At 60.7% G+C, this 26,907-nt stretch carries 26 protein-coding genes and 1 tRNA gene; 13 read left to right on the top strand and 14 right to left on the bottom strand.

The features are described 5' to 3' along the window. Nucleotides 1-600: SDR family NAD(P)-dependent oxidoreductase (locus C9E91_RS17070; protein ID WP_107109432.1), on the bottom strand; the 600-nt coding region annotated here is incomplete at its 3' end. A gap of 98 nt (nt 601-698) precedes the next feature. On the opposite strand from C9E91_RS17070, the gene C9E91_RS17065 reads away from it, so the two are divergent. Beyond that, nucleotides 699-1,625: a YihY/virulence factor BrkB family protein gene (locus C9E91_RS17065; RefSeq protein WP_107109431.1), complete on the top strand. Its 927-nt coding sequence runs from the start codon at nt 699-701 to the stop codon at nt 1,623-1,625. Here the strand turns inward: C9E91_RS17065 and gluQRS are convergent. After that, a complete protein-coding gene (gene gluQRS, locus C9E91_RS17060; RefSeq protein WP_107109430.1) occupies nt 1,590-2,471 on the bottom strand; it encodes a tRNA glutamyl-Q(34) synthetase GluQRS in 882 nt (293 codons plus the stop codon). The genes C9E91_RS17065 and gluQRS overlap by 36 nt on opposite strands. A 43-nt stretch (nt 2,472-2,514) precedes the next feature. Here gluQRS and C9E91_RS17055 point away from each other — a divergent pair, with 43 nt between their 5' ends. Beyond that, entirely contained in the window at nt 2,515-3,159 is a 645-nt protein-coding gene (locus C9E91_RS17055) for a DNA-3-methyladenine glycosylase family protein (protein ID WP_107109429.1), read from the top strand. A gap of 111 nt (nt 3,160-3,270) precedes the next feature. Then, nucleotides 3,271-3,828: an HNH endonuclease gene (locus C9E91_RS17050; protein ID WP_028754837.1), complete on the top strand. Its 558-nt coding sequence runs from the start codon at nt 3,271-3,273 to the stop codon at nt 3,826-3,828. A 251-nt stretch (nt 3,829-4,079) separates the two neighbouring features. Here C9E91_RS17050 and C9E91_RS17045 read toward each other — a convergent pair whose 3' ends face one another. After that, on the bottom strand, nt 4,080-4,589 hold the full coding sequence (locus C9E91_RS17045) for a disulfide bond formation protein B (protein ID WP_107109428.1): 510 nt from the start codon (nt 4,587-4,589) through the stop codon (nt 4,080-4,082). 15 nt (nt 4,590-4,604) lie between these two features. After that, nucleotides 4,605-5,198, bottom strand: coding sequence for a YqaA family protein (locus C9E91_RS17040; protein WP_107109427.1), 594 nt, complete (start codon nt 5,196-5,198; stop codon nt 4,605-4,607). Between the two features lie 218 nt (nt 5,199-5,416). Here C9E91_RS17040 and C9E91_RS17035 point away from each other — a divergent pair, with 218 nt between their 5' ends. Next, complete coding sequence (locus tag C9E91_RS17035; RefSeq protein WP_107109426.1) at nt 5,417-6,328, top strand: COG3904 family protein; 912 nt, start codon at nt 5,417-5,419, stop codon at nt 6,326-6,328. A gap of 25 nt (nt 6,329-6,353) precedes the next feature. On the opposite strand, the gene C9E91_RS17030 is transcribed toward C9E91_RS17035, so the two are convergent. The 3 genes from C9E91_RS17030 to C9E91_RS17020 all read right to left on the bottom strand — a co-directional run bounded on the left by C9E91_RS17030 (nt 6,354) and on the right by C9E91_RS17020 (nt 9,456). Further along, on the bottom strand, nt 6,354-7,430 hold the full coding sequence (locus C9E91_RS17030) for a hypothetical protein (RefSeq protein ID WP_146144004.1): 1,077 nt from the start codon (nt 7,428-7,430) through the stop codon (nt 6,354-6,356). A gap of 491 nt (nt 7,431-7,921) precedes the next feature. Next, nucleotides 7,922-8,006: transfer RNA gene (locus tag C9E91_RS17025), tRNA-Leu, on the bottom strand. Nucleotides 8,007-8,157: 151 nt separating this feature from the next. After that, complete coding sequence (locus tag C9E91_RS17020; RefSeq protein ID WP_107109424.1) at nt 8,158-9,456, bottom strand: MFS transporter; 1,299 nt, start codon at nt 9,454-9,456, stop codon at nt 8,158-8,160. A 236-nt stretch (nt 9,457-9,692) separates the two neighbouring features. On the opposite strand from C9E91_RS17020, the gene C9E91_RS17015 reads away from it, so the two are divergent. Further along, nucleotides 9,693-10,262 carry a TetR/AcrR family transcriptional regulator gene (locus tag C9E91_RS17015; RefSeq protein WP_107109423.1) on the top strand — a complete coding sequence of 190 codons (570 nt, stop codon included), beginning with the start codon at nt 9,693-9,695 and terminating at the stop codon, nt 10,260-10,262. A gap of 12 nt (nt 10,263-10,274) precedes the next feature. Here the strand turns inward: C9E91_RS17015 and C9E91_RS17010 are convergent, their stop codons facing one another. Both C9E91_RS17010 and C9E91_RS17005 read right to left on the bottom strand, forming a co-directional pair. Continuing rightward, complete coding sequence (locus C9E91_RS17010; RefSeq protein ID WP_107109422.1) at nt 10,275-11,069, bottom strand: class I SAM-dependent methyltransferase; 795 nt, start codon at nt 11,067-11,069, stop codon at nt 10,275-10,277. A 360-nt stretch (nt 11,070-11,429) separates the two neighbouring features. Then, the gene (locus C9E91_RS17005; protein WP_107109421.1) at nt 11,430-12,410 is read right to left on the bottom strand and encodes an aldo/keto reductase; all 981 of its coding nucleotides are present in this window, start codon (nt 12,408-12,410) and stop codon (nt 11,430-11,432) included. 259 nt (nt 12,411-12,669) lie between these two features. Between C9E91_RS17005 and C9E91_RS17000 the strand changes: the two genes are divergently transcribed. Beyond that, nucleotides 12,670-14,331 carry an AMP-binding protein gene (locus C9E91_RS17000; protein WP_107109420.1) on the top strand — a complete coding sequence of 554 codons (1,662 nt, stop codon included), beginning with the start codon at nt 12,670-12,672 and terminating at the stop codon, nt 14,329-14,331. Here the strand turns inward: C9E91_RS17000 and C9E91_RS16995 are convergent. The 3 genes from C9E91_RS16995 to C9E91_RS16985 form a co-directional block, all read right to left on the bottom strand. Next, nucleotides 14,318-15,589 carry a GNAT family N-acetyltransferase gene (locus tag C9E91_RS16995; protein WP_107109419.1) on the bottom strand — a complete coding sequence of 424 codons (1,272 nt, stop codon included), beginning with the start codon at nt 15,587-15,589 and terminating at the stop codon, nt 14,318-14,320. The two genes, C9E91_RS17000 and C9E91_RS16995, sit on opposite strands and share 14 nt — an antisense overlap. A gap of 2 nt (nt 15,590-15,591) precedes the next feature. After that, nucleotides 15,592-17,007 carry a lipopolysaccharide biosynthesis protein gene (locus C9E91_RS16990; RefSeq protein ID WP_107109488.1) on the bottom strand — a complete coding sequence of 472 codons (1,416 nt, stop codon included), beginning with the start codon at nt 17,005-17,007 and terminating at the stop codon, nt 15,592-15,594. Nucleotides 17,008-17,234: 227 nt separating this feature from the next. Continuing rightward, on the bottom strand, nt 17,235-17,543 hold the full coding sequence (locus tag C9E91_RS16985; RefSeq protein WP_280951175.1) for a 4-oxalocrotonate tautomerase: 309 nt from the start codon (nt 17,541-17,543) through the stop codon (nt 17,235-17,237). A 26-nt stretch (nt 17,544-17,569) separates the two neighbouring features. Between C9E91_RS16985 and C9E91_RS16980 the strand changes: the two genes are divergently transcribed. Continuing rightward, nucleotides 17,570-18,463 carry a LysR family transcriptional regulator gene (locus C9E91_RS16980; protein ID WP_107109417.1) on the top strand — a complete coding sequence of 298 codons (894 nt, stop codon included), beginning with the start codon at nt 17,570-17,572 and terminating at the stop codon, nt 18,461-18,463. An 84-nt stretch (nt 18,464-18,547) separates the two neighbouring features. On the opposite strand, the gene secA is transcribed toward C9E91_RS16980, so the two are convergent. Then, the gene (gene secA, locus C9E91_RS16975) at nt 18,548-21,268 is read right to left on the bottom strand and encodes a preprotein translocase subunit SecA (RefSeq protein WP_107109416.1); all 2,721 of its coding nucleotides are present in this window, start codon (nt 21,266-21,268) and stop codon (nt 18,548-18,550) included. A 244-nt stretch (nt 21,269-21,512) separates the two neighbouring features. On the opposite strand from secA, the gene C9E91_RS16970 reads away from it, so the two are divergent. The 6 genes from C9E91_RS16970 (at nt 21,513) to C9E91_RS16945 (ending at nt 25,895) form a co-directional block, all read left to right on the top strand. After that, a complete protein-coding gene (locus tag C9E91_RS16970; RefSeq protein WP_107109415.1) occupies nt 21,513-22,415 on the top strand; it encodes a peptidylprolyl isomerase in 903 nt (300 codons plus the stop codon). A 95-nt stretch (nt 22,416-22,510) separates the two neighbouring features. Next, on the top strand, nt 22,511-23,752 hold the full coding sequence (gene argJ / locus C9E91_RS16965) for a bifunctional glutamate N-acetyltransferase/amino-acid acetyltransferase ArgJ (protein WP_107109414.1): 1,242 nt from the start codon (nt 22,511-22,513) through the stop codon (nt 23,750-23,752). Beyond that, the gene (locus C9E91_RS16960; protein ID WP_181316100.1) at nt 23,733-24,542 is read left to right on the top strand and encodes a GNAT family N-acetyltransferase; all 810 of its coding nucleotides are present in this window, start codon (nt 23,733-23,735) and stop codon (nt 24,540-24,542) included. Before argJ ends, C9E91_RS16960 begins: the two co-directional genes overlap by 20 nt. After that, nucleotides 24,539-24,952 (top strand): 8-oxo-dGTP diphosphatase MutT, encoded by a 414-nt coding sequence (gene mutT, locus C9E91_RS16955; RefSeq protein WP_107109413.1) that lies wholly within the window; start codon nt 24,539-24,541, stop codon nt 24,950-24,952. The genes C9E91_RS16960 and mutT overlap by 4 nt, the downstream gene beginning before the upstream one ends. A 373-nt stretch (nt 24,953-25,325) precedes the next feature. Further along, complete coding sequence (locus C9E91_RS16950) at nt 25,326-25,640, top strand: hypothetical protein (RefSeq protein WP_028754944.1); 315 nt, start codon at nt 25,326-25,328, stop codon at nt 25,638-25,640. Nucleotides 25,641-25,718: 78 nt separating this feature from the next. Further along, complete coding sequence (locus C9E91_RS16945) at nt 25,719-25,895, top strand: Flp family type IVb pilin (RefSeq protein ID WP_107109412.1); 177 nt, start codon at nt 25,719-25,721, stop codon at nt 25,893-25,895. Nucleotides 25,896-25,932: 37 nt separating this feature from the next. On the opposite strand, the gene C9E91_RS16940 is transcribed toward C9E91_RS16945, so the two are convergent. Continuing rightward, a complete protein-coding gene (locus tag C9E91_RS16940) occupies nt 25,933-26,817 on the bottom strand; it encodes a methyltransferase domain-containing protein (protein ID WP_107109411.1) in 885 nt (294 codons plus the stop codon). Nucleotides 26,818-26,907: the final 90 nt, after the last annotated feature.

Genomic DNA, 26,907 nt, shown 5'->3' with positions numbered 1-26,907 from the left:
TTCGAGGTCGATATGCTCCTTGATCTTGGCGAGCGCATTGGCGGTAAAGCGCGAGGTGATCGGGCCGGGCTCGATCAGGCTGACATGGATGCCGCTATCCTGCAGCTCCATCCGGAGGGTGATCGTCAGGCCCTCCAGCGCGAATTTCGAAGCCGTGTAAGCGCCGCGGAAGCGATAGGGAACCAGGCCAAGAATGGAGGAAACATTGACGATGCGGCCTCGGCCCTGCCTGCGCATCAGCGGGATCACCTGCCGCGTCAGCTCATGCCAGCCGAAGAAATTCGTCTCGAACTGTTCGCGGAGCACATCCGTGGAAAGATCCTCGACCGCGCCCGGCTGGCCATAGGCGCCGTTGTTGAACAGGGCGTCGATACGGTCGCCGGTCCGTTCGCGCACGGTTGCGACCAGCGCCGAGATCGTTTCCGGCAGGGTATAGTCCATCAGCAGCGTTTCGATCCCATCGGCTTCGAGGGAAGCACGGTCGGCCTTCTTGCGCACGGTTGCGAAAACCCGCCAGCCGTCCGCCTTCAACGCGCGGGCGCAGAAAGCGCCGATGCCGGAAGAACAACCCGTGACGATGATGGTGCGTTGATCTGCCATGGAATGATTCCTGTACAAACGAAGAGTCGTTTCCCATATTCAAGGACCCGACACAATCGACAACCGGCAGACGAGAACCGGGCTCAAGCGGAGATGGAATGCCGATATTCGTTCGTACGCTCTATAGGGTCGTCTACGACGCGGTGTTTCATTTCGTCGAGGACGACGGTTTCGCGATGGCAAGCCATGTGGCGCTCTCGACGCTACTCGCTGTTTTTCCGTTTCTGATCTTCGGCACGGCGCTTGCGAGTTTCCTCGGAGCCAGCCAGTTTTCCTCGACGGCGGTGCATCTGATTTTCGATACCTGGCCGGAGGCGATCGCCAAGCCGTTGGCGGATCAGGTGGTGCAGGTGCTGACCATTCCGCGCGGCGGGCTGCTCACCATCTCCGTGCTGGCCGCGGCCTATTTCGCTTCCAACGGTGTGGAGGCGTTGCGCATCTCGCTCAACCGCGCCTACCGCGTGCCGGAAAACCGGCCCTGGTATTTCAATCGTCTTGCGAGCCTCGGCTATGTGCTGATCGCGGTTTTGATCTTTGCCCTCCTCAGCATCATGCTCGTCGCCGTGCCGCTGGTGCTGAATTATACGCGGGAGTGGGTGCCGCGGCTTGCCGATATTCTGGAGGTCGTCTTCAGTTGGCGCATCTATGGCACTGTCTTCCTGCTGCTTGCCGGGCTGCTGATCCTGCATCTGTGGCTGGCAGCCGGCCGGCGGCGGCTGTTGGATGTCATCCCCGGCGTGTTCCTGACATTGCTCTTCTGGTCGCTCGGCGCATTGATCTTTGCCTATTACCTCGCGACCTTCGCCAATTACACGGCCACCTATGCCGGTCTTGCCTCGGTCATGATCGTGCTGGTTTTCCTCTACATGCTCGCGGTGATCTTCATTCTGGGCGCGGAGTTCAATGCGGCGTTGATGAAGTTCAAGGTGCGGCGCATGCTCTTCGGCAAGGGCGGTCCCGAGGCGGATAAACAACGATTGGAAAACCAATCACAGGCCGAGGCGGCGGCGAAGCTCCGCCGGTGACCAGCCCTGCCGGCGCCATTCGGCAATGCCGGTATCGCCCTGGCTCTTCGAGAGCTTCTTGCCGTCTTCGCCGAGAATCAGCCGATGATGATGGTAGAGCGGCTGTGGCAGGTCGAGCAGGGCCTGCAGCAGGCGGTGGACCGCGGTGGCGTGAAAGAGGTCGAGACCGCGAATGACATGGGTCACGCCCTGTGCCGCATCGTCGACGACCACGGAGAGATGATAGCTTGACGGCGCATCGGAGCGCGACAGCACGACATCGCCCCAGGCAGAGGGATTGGCAAGAATATCGCCCCTCTCGCCATCGCCGTTTTCCTGCCAATGCAGCGCCCCCCCGACCTCGGTGATGGCTTTTTCCATGTCGAGCCGCCAGGCGTGTTTGAGGCCGGCGTCGAGCAAGCGCTTTCGCTCCGTGGTGCTACGCAGGCGATCGTCGGGCGGATAGAGCGGCGTGCCGTCCGGATCACGCGGCCACGGGCTGCCGCTGGCAAGGCCTGCCGCGACCCGTGCCTTCACTTCCCCGCGCGTCAGAAAGGCGGGGTAGACGAGGTCGCGCGCGATGAGCGACTGCAGGGCGGCTTGATAGGCCGGGAGGTGTTCGGACTGCCGGCGCACCGGTTTTTCCCAGGAGAGGCCCAGCCAGGCGAGATCGGCAAATATGCCCGCTTCGAATTCGGGTGTGCAGCGGGCCTGATCTATGTCTTCGATGCGCAGGAGGAAACGGCCGCCGGCCTGCTCCGCCATGTCGTGATTGAGGATCGCCGACAAGGCGTGGCCGAGATGCAGCGGGCCATTCGGGCTCGGCGCGAAACGGAAAATCGGCTTTTGACGGGGAATCGCGTTCATGCTTTCTTCTGCCACGAATTTTAATCCCGCACTACGAGAAGCCATGCACATCATCCGCGGCGAAGACGATATCAGGGAGGGGCTGGCGGCGCTGGTCGAGCTCGATCCGCGCCTGCGGCAGATTGTCTCCGAGGCGGGGCCTGTGCCGCTGCGCCTGCGCGAGCCGGGCTTCGAAGGGCTTGCCCATATCATCGTGTCGCAGGTCGTGTCGCGGGCGAGCGCCGATGCGATCTGGGGGCGGATGACGGCGAGGACCGGGCGGGTGACCGCCGAAGCCTATGCCGGGCTGGAGCCGGATGCCTGGCGTGGTTTCGGCCTGTCGCGAATCAAGGCGGATACGCTGGAGCGCGTTGCCGACGCCGTAGTCAGCGGCGGCCTCGATCTTCAGTCGCTGAGTGCCGAAAGCCCGGAAAAGGCGCTTTCCGGGCTGACTGCCATCAAGGGAATCGGCCCCTGGACGGCGGAGGTCTATCTGATGTTCTGCGGCGGTCACGCAGATGTGTTCCCGGTCGGCGACGTCGCCTTGCAGGCGGCTGTCGGCATGGCATTTGGGCATGAGGTCAGGCCCTTGCCCAAGGCTTTGGCCCGGGAAGCGACGGCTTGGATGCCCTGGCGCTCGGTCGCGGCCCGGCTCTTCTGGGCCTATTATGCCGTCAAAACCCGGCGTGACGCGCTGCCTATCGACTGATCGGACGCTCTCGTCGATTCGACGCTATGCACTGAATTTATTGGACTTCACAATCCTGTAACAACCGGCCTAATATACAGATACAGATGCCGAATCGATCAGGAGGGTTCCTTGACGATTGCAGTCTCGCCGCAGTCCTTGCCAGCGCTCGTGTTGAACGCTGACTATAGACCGCTAAGCTATTACCCCTTGTCGCTCTGGTCCTGGCAGGACGCGATCAAGGCGGTTTTCCTTGACCGTGTGAATATCATTGCTGAATACGATCAGTCCGTATCGTCGCCCAGCTTCTCGATGCGGCTGCCAAGCGTCGTCTGCCTCAAGACTTACGTCCAGCCCTCCCGCAACCCTGCCTTTACCCGGTTCAACGTCTTCCTGCGCGACCGGTTTGAATGCCAGTATTGCGGTAATCATGACGATCTGACCTTCGACCACGTCATCCCGCGCGCCCATGGCGGCGAGACGACTTGGGAAAATGTCGTCGCGGCCTGTTCCCCATGCAACCTGCGCAAGGGCAGCAAGCTGCCAAAGCAGGCCGGCATGTTCCCGGCGCAGAAGCCCTACCAGCCGACCGTGCAGGACCTGCACAACAACGGCCGCCTGTTCCCGCCGAACTATCTGCACGATAGCTGGCTCGACTATCTCTACTGGGATACGGAACTGCAGCCGTAAGGTTGATTGTCTTGGAAGGTCGGGCGAGTTCCGCTTTGCCGCGCTTATTTGCATGGCCCCTCACCCTAGCCCTCTCCCCGCAAGCGGGGCGAGGGGACGACAGCGCAAAATAATTGGCCTCACCATATGAACATAGGCGGCGTCGGGCATTGTAGAGCTCCCTCGCCCCGCATAGGCGGGGAGAGGGCTGGGGTGAGGGGCCAGGCACGTAGCTGCAACAGCCGCTCGCTCGCCTGACGAGCTCAGTTCAATCAACCCGCCTTCTTCACACCCATAAACGCAATCGCCGCCAGAATGACGCTGGCGATCACGTTCCAGCCGGCCATCGACAAGCCGAGGACGCGGAGTGCGGCTTCCGTGCAGGACGGGCCCTTGATGGTGCTGAGTTCGTTCAGCAGGTCGCCGGCATTCTGCGTCATGCTGCTGGCAGTCGTGGAGCAGGTCGTCGGGCCGGCCCAGAAGTGCCATTCGACGCCGGCGTGATAGACGCCGATGCCGCCGCCGACCACCATCAGGATGCCGGCAATGGCGAGCAGCGCGCGGGTGATCCACGAGGGCAAGCCGGCCACCGCCGTCAGAGCGGCAACGATCGCGACGGGAATGCCGTAATAATAGGGCTGGCGCTGCTCAAGGCAGAGCGCGCAGGGAATATAGCCGCCGATATATTGGAAGCCGAGCGCCGAGCCGATGACGATGATCATGCCGACGGCAAGCAGCGCGGAATAGGTGAGGCCGGCGCGAGAGGTCAAGGTCTTAGACATGCAAGGGCTCCGTGCTCAGTGCGCCAGCACATAATGGAAGAGGATATAGAGAAGAATGAGGACGACGGCGGCCGCCATGGTGATCTGGCCCAGGCGCTTCTCGATGAAATGCCGGATCGATTCGCCATAGCGGCGCAGCAAAAAGGCCAGGAAGAAGAAGCGGGCGCCGCGGGCGACGATGGCCGAGATGATGAACAGGCCGAGATCGATATGGGCGACGCCGGAAAGGATGGTGACCACCTTGATCGGCGGCAGATGCGCCAGGCCCGACGTGACGAGCAGCAGAACGACCCATCCGTAGGTGACGCCGGCGCTCATCTGGTTGAAGGCGTCGAGCTTGCCGTAGAAGATAAGGATAGGCTTGGCGATCGCCTCGAAGGCGTAATAGCCGAGCGCCCAGCCCGCAATGCCGCCGAGCACGGAAGCGACCGTCGCCGTCAGCGCATAGCGCCAGGCGCGCTCGGGCTTTGCGAGAGACATCGGCAGGAACAGGACGTCGGCGGGCACGAGGAAGATCGAGCTTTCAACGAAGGCGATAATGGCCAACCAAACTTCCGCCGATTTGCGGCGGGCCAGCGACATGGTCCAGTCGTAAAGTCTACGAAGCATTCTGCCCCCTTTTGCTGCGTTGCACACCTTTAGGGGGGAGGATTATGGCTGTAAATGGTCGGGGGATGACGGAAAGGGCACAAAATCAAAAATTTTCGTGATGGTGGGTGTTCGGCGCTGAGACTTTGCCCGGTCGTCAGTGCCCAAACCAAAATCCAACACCCTTGAAGTGCAGCGCATTGAATGCTCAATACTCGGTGTATCCAAGGGGGGCATCGATGCGTCACTTACTCTTTGCGGCGTTATTTTTGTTTTCTTCTCTCGCGGTCGGTCACGCAGCCCAAATAACCAGCGAGCCGGGTGTGAGCGGGATTGACCTAATTACTGTGAAGGGCGTGATCAACGTTGGTGATGACGCGGTGTTCCGCAGGTTGGCGACGGCATCTGATAAGGCCCTCGTCGTGCTGAACAGCGAGGGAGGCGCGCTCAGCGCGGGGATTGAGATAGGCCGCGCTATCCGCTTGCGTGGTTTTGCAACGGTGGTCGCGCAGCAGACATTATGTGCTTCTGCCTGTGCCCTCATATGGCTGGCCGGCTCTCCGCGCTTTCTCGATCGGGCATCGAAGATTGGCTTCCATGCTGCTTTTCGCTTGGCCGATGGAAAGGCGAGTGAAAGCGGGGTCGGCAATGCTCTGGTAGGTGCCTACCTTGATCAGATCGGGCTTCCAGAAGCGGCAATCATATATGTGACGACGGCCCCACCCGAGGGGATTGAATGGTTGACGCCAGAGAAAGCCACGCGGGTTGGCATAGCGTATCAGCCAATAGAACCGGAGACTGCAGCACGTGCACCGCGGTCGGAGTCGGAGAGTGTCTTTGACCCCATGACCACGGTAAGTGCCTTCTATTCTGCTCTGTCGGCGGCCGATGGAGAAAGGGCGTCAGCGCTGGTCGTGCCTGAAAAGCGCGGTAAAGGCCCCTTCAACGAACGGTCGATACAGGATTATTTTGGTGACATGTCGATGCCGTTAACTCTGCGCAGCGTCACTAGGTCAAACGATGAGGTTCGTGTCGCCTACGACTATGTAACGAATGCGGGGAGAACTTGCCATGGTCGCGCAGTCGTTCAGACTGTCTTTGTTTACGGAAAGACGCTCATTTCGCGCATCAAAGCTTTGGATGGTTGCTAAACTGGTCGAGCGCAGCGGTGTTCCGCTATTTGGCTGAACAGCATACCTTTTTAGCATAGGCATTTCCGTAAGTCGCAATGGAGTCGTCCGGGATAGAGCCATTTGCCTTCATCGTTTCCAGGAGGGTCTTCGCTTCATTGGGCTCAAACGTTCTGTCCAGCGCGATGGCGAACCATCCGTTTCTCGATATGTATGCAACAAGGGGCAGACCAGAGGAACGGACGTACTGCTCAGTCTGAGCCAGATTGTCAAAGCTCTTCACCTGCACGAATTGCCTGCCAAAAGGTGCTGCGTCGAATTGGTCCACCCAGACCCAATCGCGGAACATATACCCAACTCTTGAGCCCACCCTTACACGGTACCACTTGCCGGTGTCGCCAAGGATAGTGGCAGGCGAACCGTTGGCGAAATTCTCAACAGTTGGCGACGCCATCGTAGGGGTCGCCTTAAGAGGTGCCATCCCCTTGTAAGTCTGCACCTTCCCTGATCGCGCTGCGGGGATTGACAGGTCCAGGGTCGGTGCGAGGACCGGTGGAAGGCTTGCTACTGCCGGGGCAGTCTGTGCGTTCGGCCAGGATGTCGACGGAACTGCAGGAGTACCTGACGGATTGACCTGTGCAGAGGCGTTGGGCAGTGGTTTCGCCCCATTTAGGGCAACGCGATACTGTTCCATCTCGCTACCAGACAAATAGCGGATGTCGTCGCTGTCGTACTTCAAAGCGAGCTGCATCAGCGCGGGGTCAATGCCCATCTCAGTCATGTAGGTCATGACGTCGGCGGTGAGTTGCTGGACTGCGGAAACTGCGTCAGAGACATTCATCCCACTAGTGTCGGCAAATGACGACTTGTGCACGCCAATCGAGCCGGGGTCTGCAAAGCGAATGACACCGCCCATGAAGGCAAGCGCACACGCGGACTCGCACTCTCCGGCCCTCACTTGAACGGTCGCTAGCCGTAGCGAGCGGATCAATCTACCAAGCTCCATGGCTTTCAGGACATTGCCGCCCGGTGACTTGAAAAGGATCACGCGCGTATTGTTTGCTTGGACGGCCGTCACGAACTTTGACAAGTCTTCGTTTGCGTCAATCTCGCCAGCAACCAACAGGAAGTTTCCAGCCTCCGCGGTTTGTCCGGGAACATAAGAGAGGCTCGCCTGCGCGGTTCCACATCCTAGCATAAGCGCCATTAATGCGCCGGGCGCCCATCTCCACCAATACCGCCGGAACATAATACGCCCCCCACGCCATGCGACCTGACCCACCTTGATAGTGCGCCAGAGTAGGTTGAAGCGCAAGCTGCGTGTATTGGTGGAATATAATCGCCAAAAGGCTGCATATATCCTCCGGAAGTTTTAGCCGTGAGCGTCTTCGAATAAATCGCGACATCAGCCCGTGAACCGCATAACTCCTGTAAGCCACTAGCGGGTTCGGTAGAACGGCGTCAAAATAGGCGCGGCACCTGCCGCCTGTGTTCGAGGCTGCCGGTCTTTATCACGCATTTCACGGTAATTCTTTCGCACTCCATCCGCCTTCAGTACCGGCAGGACGAATTAGCGCGTTATTTCCAATGATATAGGGTTCTCAGTCTGTAAGATGGTGCCCCATGCCGGAGTCGAACCAGCACTTCTTTCGAAACTCGATTTTGAGTCGAGCGCGTCTACCAATTCCGCCAATGGGGCAACGGATCGCAACGAGGCGGGTGTCTAACATGTGATTGGCCGGACGCGCAAGACGGGTTGCGAAGGAATGCGTCTTGTTTTCCGGGACTTGCAATTCGGCCCATGGCGGCAGCGGACGCCATGGGCCGTTTTGTCTCTCGAGGCGCTGGCCTCAGTGGGCCATTGCCGGGGCCTTGTCCGTCGAGCCGGAGCGGCTGATCGTCAGTGCCAGGATGGCGGCGAGCACGCAGAAGGCGCCGGCGATGAAGAAGGCGGGCAGGTAGGTGCTGAGTTCGGTGCGCGACAGGCCTGCACCATAAGCCGCTGTGGCGGCGCCGAGCTGGTGGGCGGCGAAGACCCAGCCAAAGACGAGGCCGGCTTTTTCGCGGCCGAAGCGGTCGGCGGCGATCTTGACGGTCGGCGGTACGGTGGCGATCCAGTCGAGGCCGTAGAAGACGGCGAAGATCGACAGGCCATAGAAGGTGAAATTGCTGAAGGGCAGGTAGATCAGCGACAGGCCGCGCAGGCCGTAATACCAGAAGAGCAGCCAGCGATTGTCGAAGCGGTCGGACAGCCAGCCGGAGCCGATCGTGCCGAAGAAATCGAAGATGCCCATGACGGCCAGAACACTGGCGGCGGCCACCGGCACGATGCCGAAATCGCCGCAGAGTGTGACGAAATGCGTCTGGATCAGGCCATTGGTGGAAAGGCCGCAGATGAAGAAGGTGGCGGCGAGGATCCAGAAGGTGGAACTCGCGGACGCTTCTTTCAGGATGACGAGGGGCGAGGCCAAGGCCGCCTTGAGATTCTTGGTGGCGGGCGGTGTTGGCGAGACATGGATTTCACCGACGAGCGGCAGATTGACGTCGGCGGGACGGTCGCGCATCAGCAGCAGCACGACCAGAGCGGCAACGACGATCATGCCGCAAACGAAGAGCACGGTGGTACGCCAGCCATAGCGTTCCGTCAGCTCCGCCATCAGCGGTAGGAAAACGAGTTGGCCGGTGGCCGAACTCGCCGAGAGCATGCCGACGACGAGGCCGCGATGCTTGATGAACCACCGCGTCGACACCGTGGCGGCCAGCACCATGGCGGTGAGGCCGGTGCCGAAGCCGATGACGATGCCCCAGCAGAGCAGCAACTGCCAGACCTGCGTCATGAACAGCGAGCCGATGAAGCCGGCGCAGATGGTGATCAGCGCGAAGACGATGACCTTGCGGACACCGAAATGGTTCATGAAGGCAGCGGCGAACGGCCCCATCAGGCCGAAGAGCAGCAGGCGAACGGCAAGCGCGGAGGAGATGGAGGATGTGCTCCAGCCGAACTCATCTTCCAGCGGCTTGATGAGCACGCCAGGCGCGCCCATGGCACCGGCGGTGACCAGCATGGTCAAGAAGGTGGCGCCGACGACGACCCATCCATAGTGGATGTTGCGCCGGGCAAGCGTCGAAGCAAGGACTGTGGAAACCATGAGGTGCGTTCCGATAAAGTTGTGTGTCTTGACGTCTGGATCAGAAGGGTGGCGAAAGCGCTGGATCGCAGACGCCCAGGAGTGGCCGTGTCCGCTTCTAGCGCCATGCCGTTCTCCCGGCTTGAACGTTTGTGTAAAGGCATTTACATGATTGCTGTCATATTTGTTGCATATTGATGATGGTCATCATATAAATTGTCAATACAGATTTATTGATGCTCTGATGGAGTTTTTTGATGAGAGTGAGCCGGGAAAAATTCGCTGAGAATCGCGAGAAGATCCTTGCTGTCGCAGGCGAGCTCTTTCGCGAGAAGGGTTTCGACGGCATCGGCGTCGCCGACATCATGAAGGCGGCCGGGCTGACGCATGGCGGCTTCTACGGCCATTTCGAATCGAAGGACGAGCTGGCTTGCGAAGCCAGCAAGGCGCTGGTGGCGCGCTCGCAGGAGCGCTGGCAGCAGGTGGTCGAGGGAGCGCCGGAGGCGCCGCGCGATGCATTACTCACGCATTATCTCTCGCATCGCAACGTCGTCGAGCATGGCACCGGCTGCGTCTTTGCGGCGCTGACGCAGGAGGTCAGCCGTTACGGCCCCGAAATGCAGTCCACCTTCACCAACGGCCTGATGGGAATGGCGGCGATCCTGGAAGAGATCACGCCCGGAGAAACCCAGGAGGAGCGGCGGCGCAAGGCGCTTGCCGATCTCTCCACCATGGTCGGCGCGGTCATTCTTGCCCGCGCCATGGATACGCCCGCGCTTTCCGAGGAGCTTCTGGCCGCAACCCGGCAGGAGCTTGCCTCGCGCTAAAGACTGATTCGATCAGCCGCGGAAGGCGAGCAGACCGTTCGATTCGACGATCTCCGTGATTTTCCCGTCAGGGGCCGTGTCCAGCAGCTCGGCGCGCAACGCCGCCTCGAAATCCGCAAGCTTGTCGCCCAGCGCCTGCGGCGAGGTGGAGGACATCGAGAAAACGCGGCCGACGATATCCTCGATATCTTTTTGATATTCGCTGACAATGCCGATGCGCTCAAGGTTGTTGAAGGGCGAGGCGAGTAGCATGGCCTCATGCGGCGCCCAGGCCTTGCTCTTGCGCAACAGGCGCTGCTCATGGCGTTCCGGCGAAAAAGTTTCCGTCAGTTTATCAACGATGGTGCGCCAATCCGGGCTCGCCTCTATGTGTCTGTCGCCGAACAGTACGACGGCGCCGCCGGGCTCGATCAGCGTGTCGAGAGCCGTAAGCGTCGCCGGGCGATCCATCCAGTGGAAGGAGCGGCCCATGACGCAGAGATGCAGCCTGCCGATATCCGGCCCGAGATCATAGGAAGAACCCTGACGCAGGGTGATCTCGACGCCAGCGTCCTTCGCGCCGGCTTCGGCCGCGGCGAGCATTTCCGGCTCCGGGTCCATGGCGGTGACGGCGGCGCCCTGGAGGCGCGCAAAGGCGATGCCAAGCTGGCCGGGGCCGCAACCAAGGTCCAGCACATGGCCGCCGGCCTTCAGGCCGCTTCGCTCGGCGACACGGGCGATCAGGCTGTCCGGATAGGGGATGCGATAGCGCAGGTAATAGGCCGCGGTCGACTGAAAGCGCCGCGCTTCGAAGGGAGCTGTGATCATGGATTGCCATCCTCGGGGTGGGGGAATCTTGACCTGTTAAGCCTCACCGTGACCTTCTCGTGAAGTAACTTTTGCGCGATTTGCGGTGGGCTCAAGGCATCGTCATTGTCTGCGGTGGAAGGCCATTGCAGCTCAATTGGCTTCAGAGGGTGGGATTGCCCCTTACCCTAGCCCTCTCCCCGCAAGCGGGGCGAGGGGACTGCTCCGTATCTGTCGCTCTGTCCATTTATTCAGAAGGTGCTAATGGAATGCGATAACCCCCTCTCCCTGCATGGGCGGGGAGAGGGTTGAGGTGAGGGGCCGCTCAGGCAGGTACGTGCAACATCATTGGCCCAACCTGACCAGCTCCAAAATCTCCGGTCACTTAAACCCGGCAACCCCATGCGGGATATAGGGTGATTCCAGTGCCTCGATTTCCTGCGGCGTCAGTTTCACCGACAGCGAGGCGACGGCGTCGGCGATGTGGCCGGGCTTTGAGGCGCCGATGATTGGGGCGGTGACGGCGCTCTTCTGCAGGAGCCAGGCGGTGGCGACCTGGGCGCGGGCGACGCCACGGGCTTTGGCGATGGCGCCGACGGCTTCGACGACCTTACGGTCGGCCTCGACCGCCTGTGTGTAAAGTGTCTTGCCGAATTCGTCGGTTTGCGAGCGCGCCGTCGCCTCGTCCCAGTCGCGGGTGAGGCGGCCGCGGGCAAGCGGGCTCCAGGGGATGACGGCGATCTTCTGGTCTTCGCAGAAGGGCAGCATTTCGCGCTCTTCCTCGCGATAGAGCAGGTTCAGGTGGTTCTGCATGCTGACGAATTCGGTCCAGCCATTGAGGCGCGAGGTGTAGATCGCCTTGGCGAATTGCCAGGAATACATCGAGGAGGCGCCGATATAGCGGGCCTTGCCGGCCTTGACGACATCGTGCAGCGCTTCCAGCGTTTCCTCGATCGGCGTCGAATAGTCCCAGCGATGGATCTGGTAGAGATCGACATAGTCGGTACCGAGGCGGCGCAGGCTGTTGTCGATCTCATCGAAAATCGCCTTGCGCGACAGGCCGGCGCCGTTCGGGCCGGGGCGCATGCGGTTGAACACCTTCGTTGCGAGAACGATATCCTCGCGGCGCGCGAAAGCCTTGATGGCGCGGCCGACGATTTCCTCCGACGAGCCGTTGGAATAGGTGTTCGCCGTGTCGAGGAAGTTGATGCCTGCCTCGATCGCCTGCTTGAGCAGGGGGCGGCTGTCCTCCTCCTTCAGCGACCAGGCATGCGTGCCCTTGCCGGGATCGCCATAGGTCATGCAGCCCAGGCAGATGCGGGACACTTCAAGGCCGGTTTTGCCAAGCTTCACGTATTCCATCGGTAGTCTCCATCCTGTTTTAGGGTCCGATACGGAAACGCTCCGCCGCCGGACCGGAGGCAGAGTGGATGTGTCATCGAAGGCAGACTAGCGGAGCGCAGCTTCGCCGATTAGCTCAATAATTCGCAATAGGCTTTGAAGCAGTGCTAAATAAAGACGGCGATTTCCGCGGACGCTAAGGCAACAATCGCAATTGTTTTCCTTGAACCTGCGGCGCAACAGGTGTTAGCTGCACCGCAGCATTTTTCTGGACTTTGGTATGAAACTGCCCCCAAGCAACACCTATGATGCCCTTTATCGCGATTTTCGTTGGGACATTCCGGCGAAATTCAATATCGGGCGCGCGGTTTGCGATGACTGGGCTGAGCGGGAGCCGGACCGGGTCTGCCTTGAGCATTTCAACCCGGACGGCAGTCATCGGACGATGACCTATGGCGAGCTGCGGGACCGTTCCGCCGCTTTTGCCAATGCGTTGACGGCGCTCGGCGTGCGGCCGGGCGATCGGGTGGCGCTGCTTTTGCCGCAGAGTTTCGAGACCGTCATCGCGCATGTCGCCATCTACAAGATGGGAGCGATCGCACTGCCGCTGGCGCTGCTTTTCGGCGCCGAGGCGTTGGAATACCGGCTGGCGATTTCGGGAACCTCGGCGATCGTCACCAACCAGTTCGGCCTGTCGCGGCTGCGGCCGATCCGGGATCGCTTGCCGGACCTGGCGCATGTGATCAGTATCGACGGCGCCGGGGAGGGTGTCGCCGGCTTTGCAGAGTTGGTCGCCGCTCATCCGCCGCTTTTCGACGTGGCGGAAACCGGGCCGGACGCCCCGGCGCTGATGATTTTCACCTCGGGTACCACGGGACCGCCGAAGGGTGCCTTGCATGGCCATCGCGTTTTGCCGGGGCATATTCCGGGCATGCAGTTCGCCCATGAAGGTTTTCCTCAAGGAGGCGACAGGCTCTGGACGCCGTCGGATTGGGCCTGGGCGGGTGGGCTGCTGAACGCGCTGCTGCCGAGCCTCATGCTCGGCGTGCCCGTCGTCTCCTCGCCGGCGCAGAAATTCGATGCGCATATGGCCTTTCGCATCATGGCCGAGATGGGCGTGCGCAATGCCTTCATTCCGCCGACCGCCTTGCGGCTGCTGAAGTCGGTCAGCAATCCCCGGGCGCTTTACGATCTTAAATTGCGCACCGTCGGTTCGGCCGGTGAGGCGCTCGGGCGCGAGACCTATGAATGGGCGCGTTCCGCCCTCGGGGTCACCGTCAACGAGTTTTTCGGCCAGACGGAGTGCAATTTCGTTCTGTCCTCCAGCGCGGCCTTCGGCGTCAGCCGTGGCGGGGCGACCGGCAAGCAGGTGCCCGGTCATCGCGTTGCGATCGTCGACGTTGATGGCAGGGAGATGCCGGTTGGCGAGAGCGGGCAGATCGCCATTCAGCGGCCCGATCCGGTGATGTTCCTCGGCTATTGGCAGGACGAGAAGGCGACGGAGGCGAAATTCGTCGGTGACTGGCTGTTGACCGGCGATCTCGGCCGGCAGGATGCGGACGGCTACATTTCCTTTATCGGCCGCGACGACGATGTCATCACTTCGTCGGGCTATCGTATCGGTCCTAGCGAGATCGAGGACTGTCTCGGCGGTCATCCGGCCGTGCAACTGGCCGCCGCCGTCGGCAAGCCGGATGCGGTGCGCACGGAAATCGTCAAGGCCTATGTGGTTCTCGCGCCCGGCTTCGAGCCGAGCGAGGTGCTGGCCGCCGAGATCCGCGACTGGGTGAAAACGCGGCTTTCCATGCATGAATATCCGCGCGAGATCGAGTTTGTCGATGCCCTGCCGCTGACGACATCGGGCAAGGTCATCCGCCGCCTGCTGCGCGATCGTGCAGTGGCCGAGGCTCTGGAAGCAAACCGGATGTCTAGCGCTTCGTAAGCGACAATATCTTCTCGCGCAGCAGCTTCGCCATGTTGCGGGTGCTGCGGTACATGTGCAGTTGCGTTGCCACTTGGCGGACGTCGCGGTCGCCGTTCTGTGTCAGGCCGATGATCAGCGTGCCCATGTCTTCGCGCTCCTGCCAGAAGCGGCTCATGATCGGATGATCCGGCACGGCGCAGGAGTCGGAACGGACGATGTTGGCGTCGTCGAGATGCCATTCAGTCAGTTCGCCCATCAGCAGCTTGCCCGGCGAATAGCGGGCATAATCCTCGTTATAGGCTGTTTTCCAGGTATAGGCTTCGCCGCCCATCATCAGCACGATCATCGAGGCGATTGCCTTGCCGTTGAGGTCGATGGTGTGAATGCGTACGGCATCGACGGCGGCGAGGTTGGAGACGGCTTCGCGGGCGAAGGCCGCATGGTGGCGGTCCGTGACCAAGGCGCTGCGCTTCTTGCCCTTCCAGCCGCTCGCCTCCAACGCCATGAATTCTTCCATGCGCAGGTGAATGTCGCGGGGCTGGCGGGCGACGCTGTAGACGACCTCACCATGATTTTCCAGGAGGCGCCACTGGCGGCGCATTTCACGCAGATGCGCGTTCGAAATCGTTCGCTTGAGATAGGCGAGCGCGTCCTCGCTGCTGTCGAGCATCGGCCGTTGATAGGGATTGGCAACCGTGAGGGGCAGGTTGCGGCCGATGGCGACCGCTTTTGCCATCTGGGCGAAACGGCCGTTCAACCGGATATCCGGCAGTACCAGCGTGGTCGGCAGGCCCAGTTCACGTCGGGTCAGCGCCTCGAAGAGATTGTCGAGCGTCTCGCCGGCCTCTTCGGCATCCACCAGCGGCGTGCCGACCGGGCCGAAGGAATTCGACCAGACGCGGATAATCGAAGGACCGATCGCAAAACCCGGCTTGTCGACGGTAAAGGGCATCAGGAAGCGCATGCGGCTCCGGCTGCCATTTTCATCGCGCATCAAAGCGAGGCGGATCTGCCGATCCTCCAGGCGCGGCATGGCAGGCGCCAGGAAGCGACCGGAAAAGAAGACGTTCGGCTCCATGGCACGATTGGAGAGAAAATCCAGTTCGTCCTGCAGCTCATAGCCGAGCTTGCCGGGATAGAGGCAGAGTTCACGGCCGGCGCGTCCGACCTCGACGCGGGCCTCCGCCTTGGGTCGTTCGAAATGCAGCGCCGCGAGCGTGTGCGTCAGAGCGTTGACTTGGCTGTCTGTGCTTTCGGTAAAGGGAGGGCGCGCCATGGTCAGAGTGCCCCGTTCGTTGCTGGCGCCGTCGGCCGGCGGCTAAGGGCGAAGAGCACGATGCCGAACGCGCGGCGCACGGCGATATGCAGCAACACGGCCTCGACCATCATGGCGCTGGCCGCAGCAATGGCCGCGCCTTCGATGCCGAAATGCGGAATGAGAGCGACGTTGAGGCCGATATTAGCGATCAGCGCCGCGGCATAGAGATAGACGCAAAGCATCTGCCGGTCTGCCATCAGCAGCAGCACCTCGGCTGGACCGACGAGCGCCTTGGCGAGAACGCCGGCAAGCAGGATCGCGATGACCACCTGGCCTTCGGTAAAGGCCGCGCCGAAAAGCGAGAGCAGGAATTGCCCGGCCGCGAACACGACAAGACCGACGGCAAGAGCCGGGAAGAAGGTCCAGCGCGCGGCTTCCGTGGCGAAGGCTGCTAGTTTTTCCCGATCGTTCTCGGCCATGATGGCGGCAAAGCGCGGGCCGATGGCGGCCTTGACGGCGAAATAGATGAAATGCACCAGCGCCATGATCTTGGCAGCGGCGAAATAGACGGCGACCTCTGCGGGATCGAGGTAGATGCCGACCACGACGACATCGGAATTCGTCAGGAGATAACCGACGCCCTCGACCAGAAAGACCGGGAAAGCGACGGCAAACCAGGCACTGAATTCGATCGTTTTCGGGCCGTCGGGATAGTGGCGGCGCAGGCGAAAGGTGACGGCGAGATACTGGCAGCAGACGGTGACGAAAGCGGCGGCAAGGGCAGCCGCCATCGCCGTCACAGCACTATGGGCCGCGCCGGAAAGAATGGCCGTCAGCATGAACAGCAGGATCAGCGTCGGGCGGATGAGGAAGGTCGGGCTCAGCGCCATGACCGGCCAGTGATTGGCGCGCGCCGTCCCGTCCAGCACATCGCCGAGCGCGATCATCGGTACGGCGATCAGGCCGAGAAAGATCGGTGTGACGTAATAGTTTTCGACCATGCCGCTGAAAGCATAGAGCGCCGCCATGCCGATCAGCGCCAGCCCGCCGGCAACCGCCAGGACGAAGCGGCGGGCGGTGGCGGTCACACCGCGGATGGCATCGTGATCGCCGCTCGCATCATATTGCGGCAGGAAACGAATGATGGCGGTCGGGAAGCCGAGGCAGGCAAGATTGCCGAATAGGATCATCAGAACCCAGACGAAGACGAAGACGCCATATTCGAAACGGCCCATCATTCGGGCAAGGACGATCTGTGAGACGAAGGCAAGGGCGGCACCGGCAATGCGGATCGCGAAAGCGACCAGCGCCATGCGCTGCGAGACGACCTTTTCGTCATTGCCGGTGAAAAGGGGCGCGAGTTTGCGCAGATACGGCGACAGCACAGTCCGCAGCCCGGACGGCAGCATTTTCTCTGCTGTTTGAAAGACCGCCATGTCGATACGCAATACTTAAAACATGATTTAACCTAACGACAGTTTTCGCAGAGGGGGGTTAAGATTCGGTTCCTCGAATACACGAAAAGCGTGCGAAGACGGTGCCGGCGTATCAACAAAATGCCGCCCGAAGGCGACACTTATGGATCGATAGGATGCGAAGGCTTAAACAGGTCCTACGCCGTGTTGACGGAGTCGGTAAAGGTCTGCTTCGGACCGTCACCGTGTCATTTTGCGATTTTCTGAGGCGCATCCTTGTCCGCTACGAGCTGACCGCCCTTGGCCCAGTGTTCGCGAGGGACCTCGCTGATCAACACGTCCACGCTGTCCGTCGGGCAAGCAAGCGTCTCAGCGGTGACCTGAGTGACCTTGCGGACGAAATCACGCTTTTGTTCGAGGGTTCGGCCTGGATGCATTTCGAGGTGAATTGTTGGCATTGGAAAGCTCCTGTTTGGCTGCCGTCTCGACTTGAGAATGGCTGAGGCAAAGGAACTATGGCCGCTGGCTTCTCCGGAATAAACATGCTCTATGTTCATTCATTTAGAACCATTGGGTTTATAATATGGATAAGTTGTCCGCTATGACGATGTTCGTGCGGGTGGTTGAGCACGGCAGCTTCAGCGCCGCGGCCGACGCTGCCGGCGTGTCTCCCACCATGGCGGGTAAGCAGGTGCGGGCGATAGAAGCGCGCCTGGGAGCTCGCCTGCTGCATCGAACCACCCGGCGTCAGCAACTGACCGAAATCGGCCGACTATATTACGAGCGCTGCAAGCAAGTGCTGGCCGATGTGCAACTGGCTGACGCCAGTGCGAGCGAATTGCAATCCGAGCCTCGCGGCCTGCTGCGTATCGTCTCCCCCGTCACGTTCGGAAGTCACCGCCTGATGCCGGCACTTGCCGATTATCTCGCCATGTATCCCGCCGTGAGCGTGGACGTCATGCTGGACAACGGGGTGCCGGACCTGTCGCGAGAGGGGTGCGAACTCGCAATTCGGATAGGCGAGGTCGCCCAGGTCGATTTGGTGGCGCGCCCTTTGCAGCCGTATCGAAGGATAATGGCCGCGTCAGCGGCCTATCTGGAGCGGCGGGGTACGCCCGCGCATCCCAGAGATTTGTCCGTGCATGACTGCCTCGGCCTTTCTTATTGGCGTCGCCGCGACCAGTGGTATTTGTTCGGCCCGGATGGCGAATGGCGGCCGGATGTGAGCGGGCGATTGTCTGCCGACAATGGCGATGCGCTGCGCGTTGCGGCCTTGAATGGCGCTGGTATCGTCCTTCAGCCGGAAGTCATGCTTGCCGATGATCTTGCCAGAGGTCGCCTCGTGCAGGTGCTGCCGGAATGGACACCCGTCGCCTCACCGATGTACCTGTTATACGCCGTAGACCGTCGGCCGACGGCGAAGCTGCGCAGCATGATCGATTTCTTGCTGAAGCGTTTTGGCGCACATGCTGAGTAGTTATCGCCGCGGCATCCGACAAAATCGCGCATAAAAAATGCCGCCCGAAGGCGGCATTTTGATCATTGCAGAGATTGCGAAATCTCAAACCACTTCGTTGCTTTCAAAAGCCCCGTGGCAGTGCTTATACTTTTTGCCGGAGCCGCAGGGGCAGGTCTCGTTGCGGCCGATGCGGCCCCAGGTCGCCGGATTCTGCGGATCGCGGTTTTCCGGGGCAACGACGTTTTCGTTGACGAGGCTCAGCGGCGCAAATTCGTCTTCACCGGTCGTGGCATCGATATGGCGCGCCTGCATGGGCAGCGTCTGCGGCTCGGCCGGCTGCTGCACCAGTTCAACGCGCGACAACTGACCCGTGACGGCCTGGCGCAGGTTGTTCAGAAGCGACTGGAAGAGTTCGAAAGCCTCGGCCTTGTATTCCTGCAGCGGATCGCGCTGGGCGTAGCCGCGGAAGCCGATGACGGAGCGCAGATGGTCGAGGTTGACGATGTGCTCACGCCAGAGATTGTCTAGCGTCTGCAGCACGATGGAGCGCTCGACATAGGTCATGATCTCAGGGCCGAAGCGCTCGGCCTTTTCCGTGGCGGCCTTGTCTGCTGCTTCCGTCAGGCGGGTGCGGATATCGTCTTCGGCGATACCTTCTTCCTTGACCCAGTCATGCACCGGCATATCGAGATCGAAGAAGTTGGCGACCGCGGTCTTCAGGCCATCGGCATCCCACTGCTCGGCATAAGCGCGCTCGGGGATATACTTGGAAACCAGATCTTCGATGACCTCGTGGCGCATGTCGCCGACGGTTTCGGAGAGATCCGTCGCATCCATCAGCTCGACGCGCTGCTCGAAGATGACCTTGCGCTGATCGTTCAGCACGTCGTCATACTTCAGGACGTTCTTGCGGATATCGAAGTTGCGGGCTTCGACCTTCTTCTGGGCGCGTTCCAGCGCCTTGTTGATCCAGGGATGGACGATGGCTTCGCCTTCCTTGAGGCCGAGCTTCTGCAGCATGCCGTCCATACGATCGGAGCCGAAGATGCGCATCAGGTCATCCTGGAGCGACAGGTAGAATTTCGAGCGGCCGGGGTCGCCCTGACGGCCGGAACGGCCGCGCAACTGATTGTCGATGCGGCGGCTTTCATGGCGCTCGCTGGCGATAACGTAGAGACCGCCGGCGGTGAGCGCCTGCTGCTTGAGCTCCTTGATCTCTTCGGCGATCTTGGCGATTGCCGCATCGCGCTCCGGACCGGGCTCCATCCCGTCCAAATCGCGCTCGACGCGCATATCGAGGTTGCCGCCGAGCTGGATGTCGGTACCGCGGCCAGCCATGTTGGTGGCGATCGTGACCGCGCCGGGAACACCGGCCTGTGCAACGATATAGGCTTCCTGCTCGTGGTAGCGGGCGTTCAGAACCTGGAAGTTGCTGAAGCCCTGCTTGCGCATGAGGTCGGCAAGAAGCTCGGACTTTTCGATCGAGGTGGTGCCGACGAGCACCGGCTGGCCGCGCTTATGGGCGTCCAGAATTTCGGTGATGATCGCCTTATACTTCTCGTCGTGCGTACGGTAGACTTCGTCGTCCTCGTCGATACGCTGGATCGGCAAGTTGGTCGGCACTTCGACCACGTCGAGGCCGTAGATGTTGCCGAATTCTTCCGCTTCCGTCGACGCCGTACCGGTCATGCCGGCCAGCTTGCCGTACATGCGGAAGTAATTCTGGAAGGTGATCTGGGCCAGCGTCTGGTTTTCAGGCTGGATCTGCACCCGTTCCTTGGCCTCCAGCGCCTGGTGCTGGCCGTCCGAATAGCGGCGGCCCGGCATCATGCGGCCGGTGAATTCGTCGATAATGACGACTTCGTCGTTGCGGACGATATAGTCCTTGTCGCGCTGGAAGAGCTTGTGGGCCTTCAGGGCGTTGTTGACGTGGTGGACGATCGCAACGTTTTCGACGTCGTAGAGCGATTCAGCCTTCAGCAAGCCAGCGTCACGCAGCATGTTTTCCAGCTTTTCGGTGCCGTCTTCGGAGAAGTTGGCCGAGCGCTGCTTCTCGTCGATCTCGTAATCGTCCTTCGACAGGCGCGGAATGAAGGCGTCGATCGTGGTATAGAGATCGGAACGGTCGTCGAGCGGGCCGGAAATGATGAGCGGCGTGCGCGCCTCGTCGACGAGGATCGAGTCCACTTCGTCGACGATCGCAAAATTGTGACCGCGCTGCACCATCTGGCCGCGGTCGTATTTCATATTGTCGCGCAGATAGTCGAAGCCGAGTTCGTTGTTGGTGGCGTAAGTGATGTCGCAGGCATAGGCGTCGCGTCGTTCTTCATCCGACAGGCCGTGTATGATGACGCCGGTGCTCAGGCCGAGGAAGCCGTAAATGCGGCCCATGTGGCCACTGTCGCGCTGCGCCAGGTAGTCGTTGACGGTGACGACGTGAACGCCCTTGCCGGCAAGCGCGTTCAGGTAGACGGGCAGGGTCGCGACCAGTGTCTTGCCTTCACCCGTCTTCATTTCGGAGATCGCATTCGAATGCAGGATCATGCCGCCGATGAGCTGTACGTCAAAAGGTCGCATGCCGAGAACGCGCCGCGAGGCCTCGCGCACCACGGCAAAAGCGGGGACGAGAAGGTCGTCGAGCGTCTTGCCGTCGGCAAGCTGCTGGCGGAACTCGACCGTCTTCGCGGCCAAGGCTTCGTCAGACAAAGCGCGCATCTGTTCTTCGAGCGCGTTGATCGCAACGACATTCGGCTGGAATGACTTGACGCGACGGTCGTTGGACGAGCCAAACAACTTGCGGGCAATTCCACCTAGGCTGACCATATGACTGGTCCTTTCTGAGATTTCATCCTGTCGTTTTCTGCTTCATCCGCCACTGAAAAAATCGGGAGTATAGCACAAAACGCCCGGAAACTGTTCTGGACGCGAGGTTGCGTGACAGATAAGAGGGGGGTCGATTGATGTCAACGGGAATTGGCCGATACAGAAAGGCCACATTCTCCTGCTGAAGGCTTTTCCTACCGGATTCATTACTTGGAGCCGGTCGAGACCACCGAAAGGTTATTTTATGTTGAGCTACAACAAACTTGCTGCGGTTGCATTCGCAACATTCGTCACCTTGCAGGCGCCGGTGTTTGCCGCTGACGCCAAAGATCCCGTTGTCGCCAAGGTCGGCGATGTTGAAATCCATCAGTCCGAGCTCGATCTCGCGATCGCCAACCTCGACCCGCAGCTTGGCCAGCTTCCCGACGAACAGAAGAAGGTCGCGGCACTTTCGGCTTCGATCGACGTTAAGCTGCTCGCCAAGGACGCGGCTGCCGAAAAGCTCGACCAGACGCCGGACTTCCAGTCGCACATGGCCTATCTGCGCGATCGCGAGCTGCACAACGCCTATTTCAAGGCGCATGTCGCCGACGCGATCAAGGACGATGAGGTCAAGGCCCGCTACGACAAGGAAGTCGCCGCCCTGCCGAAGCAGGAAGAGGTCCACGCACGCCACATCCTGGTGAAGACCGAGGATGAAGCCAAGGCAATCATCAAGGAACTCGACGCCGGCAAGGATTTTGCCGAACTCGCCAAGGAAAAGTCGACCGACCCGAACAAGGGCGACGGCGGCGATCTCGGCTATTTCGCCCGCGGCCGCATGGTCAAGGAATTCGAAGACGCAGCCTTCGCGCTGCCGGTCGGCACCTACACCAAGACCCCTGTGAAGTCCGACTTCGGCTGGCACGTCATCAAGGTCGAAGACAAGCGCGTCGCTCCGCCGCCGCCGTTCGACCAGGTGAAGGATCAGGTTCGTCAGCTCGTCATGCGCGACAAGTATCTTGAACTCCTGAACAAGGCTAAGCAGGAATCGAAGGTCGTCATCAATGACCCGGCGCTAAGCAAGGCCTATGATGATGCGCAGAAGCAGCAGGATCAGGCGCCGGCAGACGACGTGGTTGCCCCTGACGCTCAGCCGCAGCAGTAAGTCGCAGCAGTCAAACCATCAGGGCCCGGTTTTTTCCGGGCCCTTCACTGGAGCCGGATGATTTTCTTCGGCATCATGCTCGTTCAGGTGGCCTCATGTCCGGTTCTGTCTCCCCGCTCGCTCCCAAATCCTTCGTTTCCATGCCGGCTTTGCGCGGCGTGCGCATGACCACGGCATCCGCCGGTATCAAATACAAGAACCGGACCGACGTCCTGCTCATGGTTTTCGACAGGCCGGCGGCCGTCGCGGGTGTCTTTACCCGCTCGAGGTGCCCGTCGGCTCCCGTCGATTTCTGCCGGTCGAACCTGCCGCACGGCAGCGCCCGGGCCGTCGTCGTCAATTCCGGCAATGCCAATGCTTTCACCGGCCTCAAGGGCCGCCAGGCGACCGAGCTCACCGCCAAGTCGGCGGCCGCTGCCGTCGGCTGCGACGAAAATGAAGTCTACCTCGCCTCGACAGGCGTGATCGGCGAGCCGCTGGATGCGACCAAGTTCGCCGGCGTGCTCGACACCATGGCCAAGGATGCGACCAGCGATTTCTGGTTCGAAGCCGCCAAGGCGATCATGACGACGGATACCTATCCGAAGGTTGCCACCCGCAGCGCCGAGATCGGCGGCGTCAAAGTCACCATCAACGGCATCGCCAAGGGTGCCGGCATGATCGCGCCCGATATGGCGACCATGCTGTCCTTCGTCGTCACCGATGCCGACATCTCTTCCGCTGCCTTGCAGACCCTTCTGTCGGAAGGCGTCGACCCAAGTTTCAATTCGATGACGGTCGACAGCGATACGTCGACGTCGGATACGCTGATGTTGTTCGCCACCGGTGCTGCCGCCGCTGACGGTCAGGCGCATATCGAACGCGCCGATGATCCCAAGCTTGTTGCTTTCCGCACGGCGCTGAACGAGCTCCTGAAGGATCTCGCCATCCAGGTGGTTCGCGACGGCGAAGGCGCCACCAAGATGCTCGAGATTACCGTGACCGGCGCCGAGAATGACGCGGCTGCCAAGCGTATTGCGCTCTCGATCGCCAATTCGCCGCTGGTCAAGACCGCTGCTGCCGGCGAAGACGCCAATTGGGGCCGCGTCGTCATGGCCGTCGGCAAGGCCGGCGAAATGGCCGACCGCGACAGGCTCGCCATCTGGTTCGGTGACGTCCGCGTCGCCGTCAATGGCGAACGCGATGCCTCCTATTCCGAGGAAGCAGCTTCCAACGTGATGAAGCAGCAGGATATTCCTGTGAAAGTCGACCTTGGGCTCGGCAATGGCCGGGCGACGGTCTGGACCTGCGACCTCACCAAGGAATATGTTGCCATCAATGGCGACTACCGGAGCTGATATCCTTCCGATGCATGCGCAGTCTACGATGAACAAGCTGCCTTTGGTGCGCAGGCTCGAAGCCGTTGGTTTCCGGGCATGGCCTGCCTCGTCCGTGCAGTATGATGGCAGTTGGCAGGTGCGGTTGACGGCGGGCCATCCGTCGAAACGGCTGAACTGCGTCGTGCCGCTCGATCCCTCTGACAGCCGCGATCTCGATATCCGGCTGACGAAGGCGCAGCGCAAGTTCGAAGCCTATGGCCGGCCAATGGTGGTGCGCGAGACGCCGCTGGCCTCGCCAATGCTGATCGAGCTGTTGCAGCGCCATGGCTGGACGCGGTTTGAAGAAACCATCGTCATGACCGCCGATCTGATCGATCTCGAGCTTCCCGATACGCTGGATCATCTGCCGAGCCATGATGTCGGCCGGTATGTCGACGCGAGCCTCTTGGTGGATAAAGCCGATCCTATTCTCAAGCCTGCCCTGGCCGAGGTGGTGAGCGGGATCAAGCCGCCGTCGGGCCTTTTCGTCATCGAGAATGACGAGGCCGGACCGGTGGCGACGACACTTTGCGTGCAGGATAACGACCTCGCCGGCATCATGTCGGTGTCGGTGGCGGCTGAGCACCGGCGCAAGGGATTGGCGATCGAGATCCTGACGTCGGCGCTGCGGTGGGCGCGCATGCGCAGCGCCCGGACCGCTTGGCTTCAGGTCGGCGCCTCCAACGAACCGGCATTGGCGCTCTATGCCCGTTTCGGTTTTCGCGAGGCCTATCGTTATTGCTACTGGCGCCCTGCGGGTGAAGCATGAGCGAGGCCGGTCGTAAGATCATTCTGGTCGCTGCCTGCGCGCTCATCGACACCGATGGCCGCATTCTTCTGGCGCAGCGGCCGGAAGGCAAATCGCTGGCCGGTCTTTGGGAATTTCCAGGCGGCAAGGTCGAGCCCGGCGAGACGCCGGAAGAGACCTTGGTGCGCGAACTTCAGGAAGAACTCGGCATCCAGACGAAGATCGCGTGCTTGGCGCCGCTGACCTTTGCTAGCCATACCTACGAAACCTTCCACCTGCTGATGCCTCTTTACATCTGCCGGCGTTACGAGGGGTTCCCGCACGGCCGCGAGGGCCAGGCGATCAAGTGGGTGCGGCCGCAGGCGCTGCGCGACTATCCAATGCCGCCGGCCGACGAGCCGCTGATCCCCTTCTTGCAAGATCTTCTGTAAAGCATCCTGAGCGATGGCGCGCCTACCGCGCCATTCTATAAACCTGTCTTCGAAGCTGGGTCTGCATCGACTTCGGCATCTTTTGATCGGCGCGCCACTTGCAGATATTTTCAGGCATTTCATGCGAAGTTGTGCAGCGTCTCGTCCATAACGGTATCGTTACCGCGGTTGCTGTTTCCGAAATTACAACCAGCTAAACATGGTTAACTGCAATTAAGTCTTCGATATCAATTGCTTAGTTCTTTTCAGGCTTTGCCCCGCGACTCAACGCATATCTAATTTACATGTGGATATTAAGGGATCGTTTATGACCTTCTGGCATTGAATGATCTCAATCAAGCGGTTGGGTGTGCGTTAGAGAAGGCTTGACATTATGGACGACGATTTCTGGAAAGCTGTTCAGGAAAAAGAACAGTCATATTCCTCGTCGCGCAAGACGGGCGCGTTGAATATCGCCTTGCTGTTTGGAACGGCGGCGGTCGCGCTTTCGCTTATCCTGACGCCAATGCTTTCCGACAAATCCAAGTCCAGCGTGCTCGCCAGCGCGCCCGATTTCGACAATATTACGACCGGCTCTATCCCGCAGACTGAAAACGGCAAGCGTTACACGATCCGCCGTAGCGTGCTGCAGCAGGAGCCCGGTTCGGTCTGCATCGTTCAAGGCTATGGCGCCGACAGCGGCTGCTGACTGTTATATTGGTAAAGCCTATCGGGTCCATGAAGGCGCCGGATACGCTCGTTTTCAGATGTTGGGGGTTTGAAGCGTATGCGTTCCGTACGGCGTTTTTTTCGTGACGAGACCGGTGCCACGGTCGTCGAATATGGCCTGATCGTCGCGCTGATGTCGGTGGCGATCATCAGTGGCGTCGGCGCCTTCGGCACCAGCCTGTCGGCGATGTTCAATTACATCTCCAACACGGTCGCTAATTCGCCGGCTAATTGACGGGTTCGCCCAGGTCAGCGAACCGGGTCCGATCCATTCACTGTTTCAGCTTGTGCTCTTCGACTTTCAGCGCATCGGCAAGCCGTGCCTTGGCTGAGCCGGGTTGCAGCGGCTTCTGCTGGCTTTCATGCGGCGTCCAGCCGGACGCGTAGATGATCGAGAAAGTCGCCCTTATTCTCCCATCGGGATCGGAATAGCGCTCGGCATAGAGTTCGGCTGCGCGCAGGAAGAAAGCGCGCGTCAGCGGCTTGCGGCTGCGGTCGGCCAGCGGATTGGTCATGCCCATGGCACGCAGGTCCCGCATCAGCGCAAAGAGATTGTCGTAGCGCACCGTATATGTCTCGGCGTCGATCACCGGCAAAGTGAAGCCCGCACGCTGCAGCAAGCCGCCGACATCGCGAACATCGGCAAAAGGAATGACGCGTGGGCTGGCGCCACCGGTCAGCTCGATCTCCGTCGCGAGCAGCACGTCGCGCAGTTCCTGCAGTGTACCGGAGCCGGGGATCGCAGCCAGAAACAGGCCATCGGCCTTCAGCGCGCGGCGGATCTGGATGAAGACACCCGGCGTATCGTTGGTAAGGTGCAGGCTGAGCGGCGACAGCACCAGGTTGACGGATTCCGCTTCCAGCGGCAGCTCTTCCAACGGAGCTTTGATCAGATCCTCGCCGCTCACGGCAAAGCCGGTCTCGCTTTCGATACGCTTGATATGGCCGATCTTGCCGGTCGCGAAGGCCTCACGAGCGGCAATCCCGGTTGCGCCGTGCAGTTCGACCGCCTCGTCAAAATGTCGCTCGATGACGGCAAGCCGTTCGGCCAGTTCGCGGGCGGCGATCTCCAGCAGGAAAGCCGCCCTGTGGTCTCCCTGGGCAAGCGCACGGTGCCTGCGGGCGGCGAGCAGCGATTGGTCGAAGACGATTTCCATGACGGTTTCCTGCGATCACTATTTCATTGATGGGGCCGAGCGGCCACGCGCGTTTTCCTTCGCAAAGGCGCCGGGAAAAAGCTAGTGTCA

The organism is Rhizobium sp. SEMIA4064 (assembly GCF_003025035.1).
GTDB lineage: Bacteria > Pseudomonadota > Alphaproteobacteria > Rhizobiales > Rhizobiaceae > Rhizobium > Rhizobium paranaense.
The sequence above is the reverse complement of the archived record's forward strand: the minus strand, read 5'-3'. Positions and strand labels throughout refer to the sequence as shown.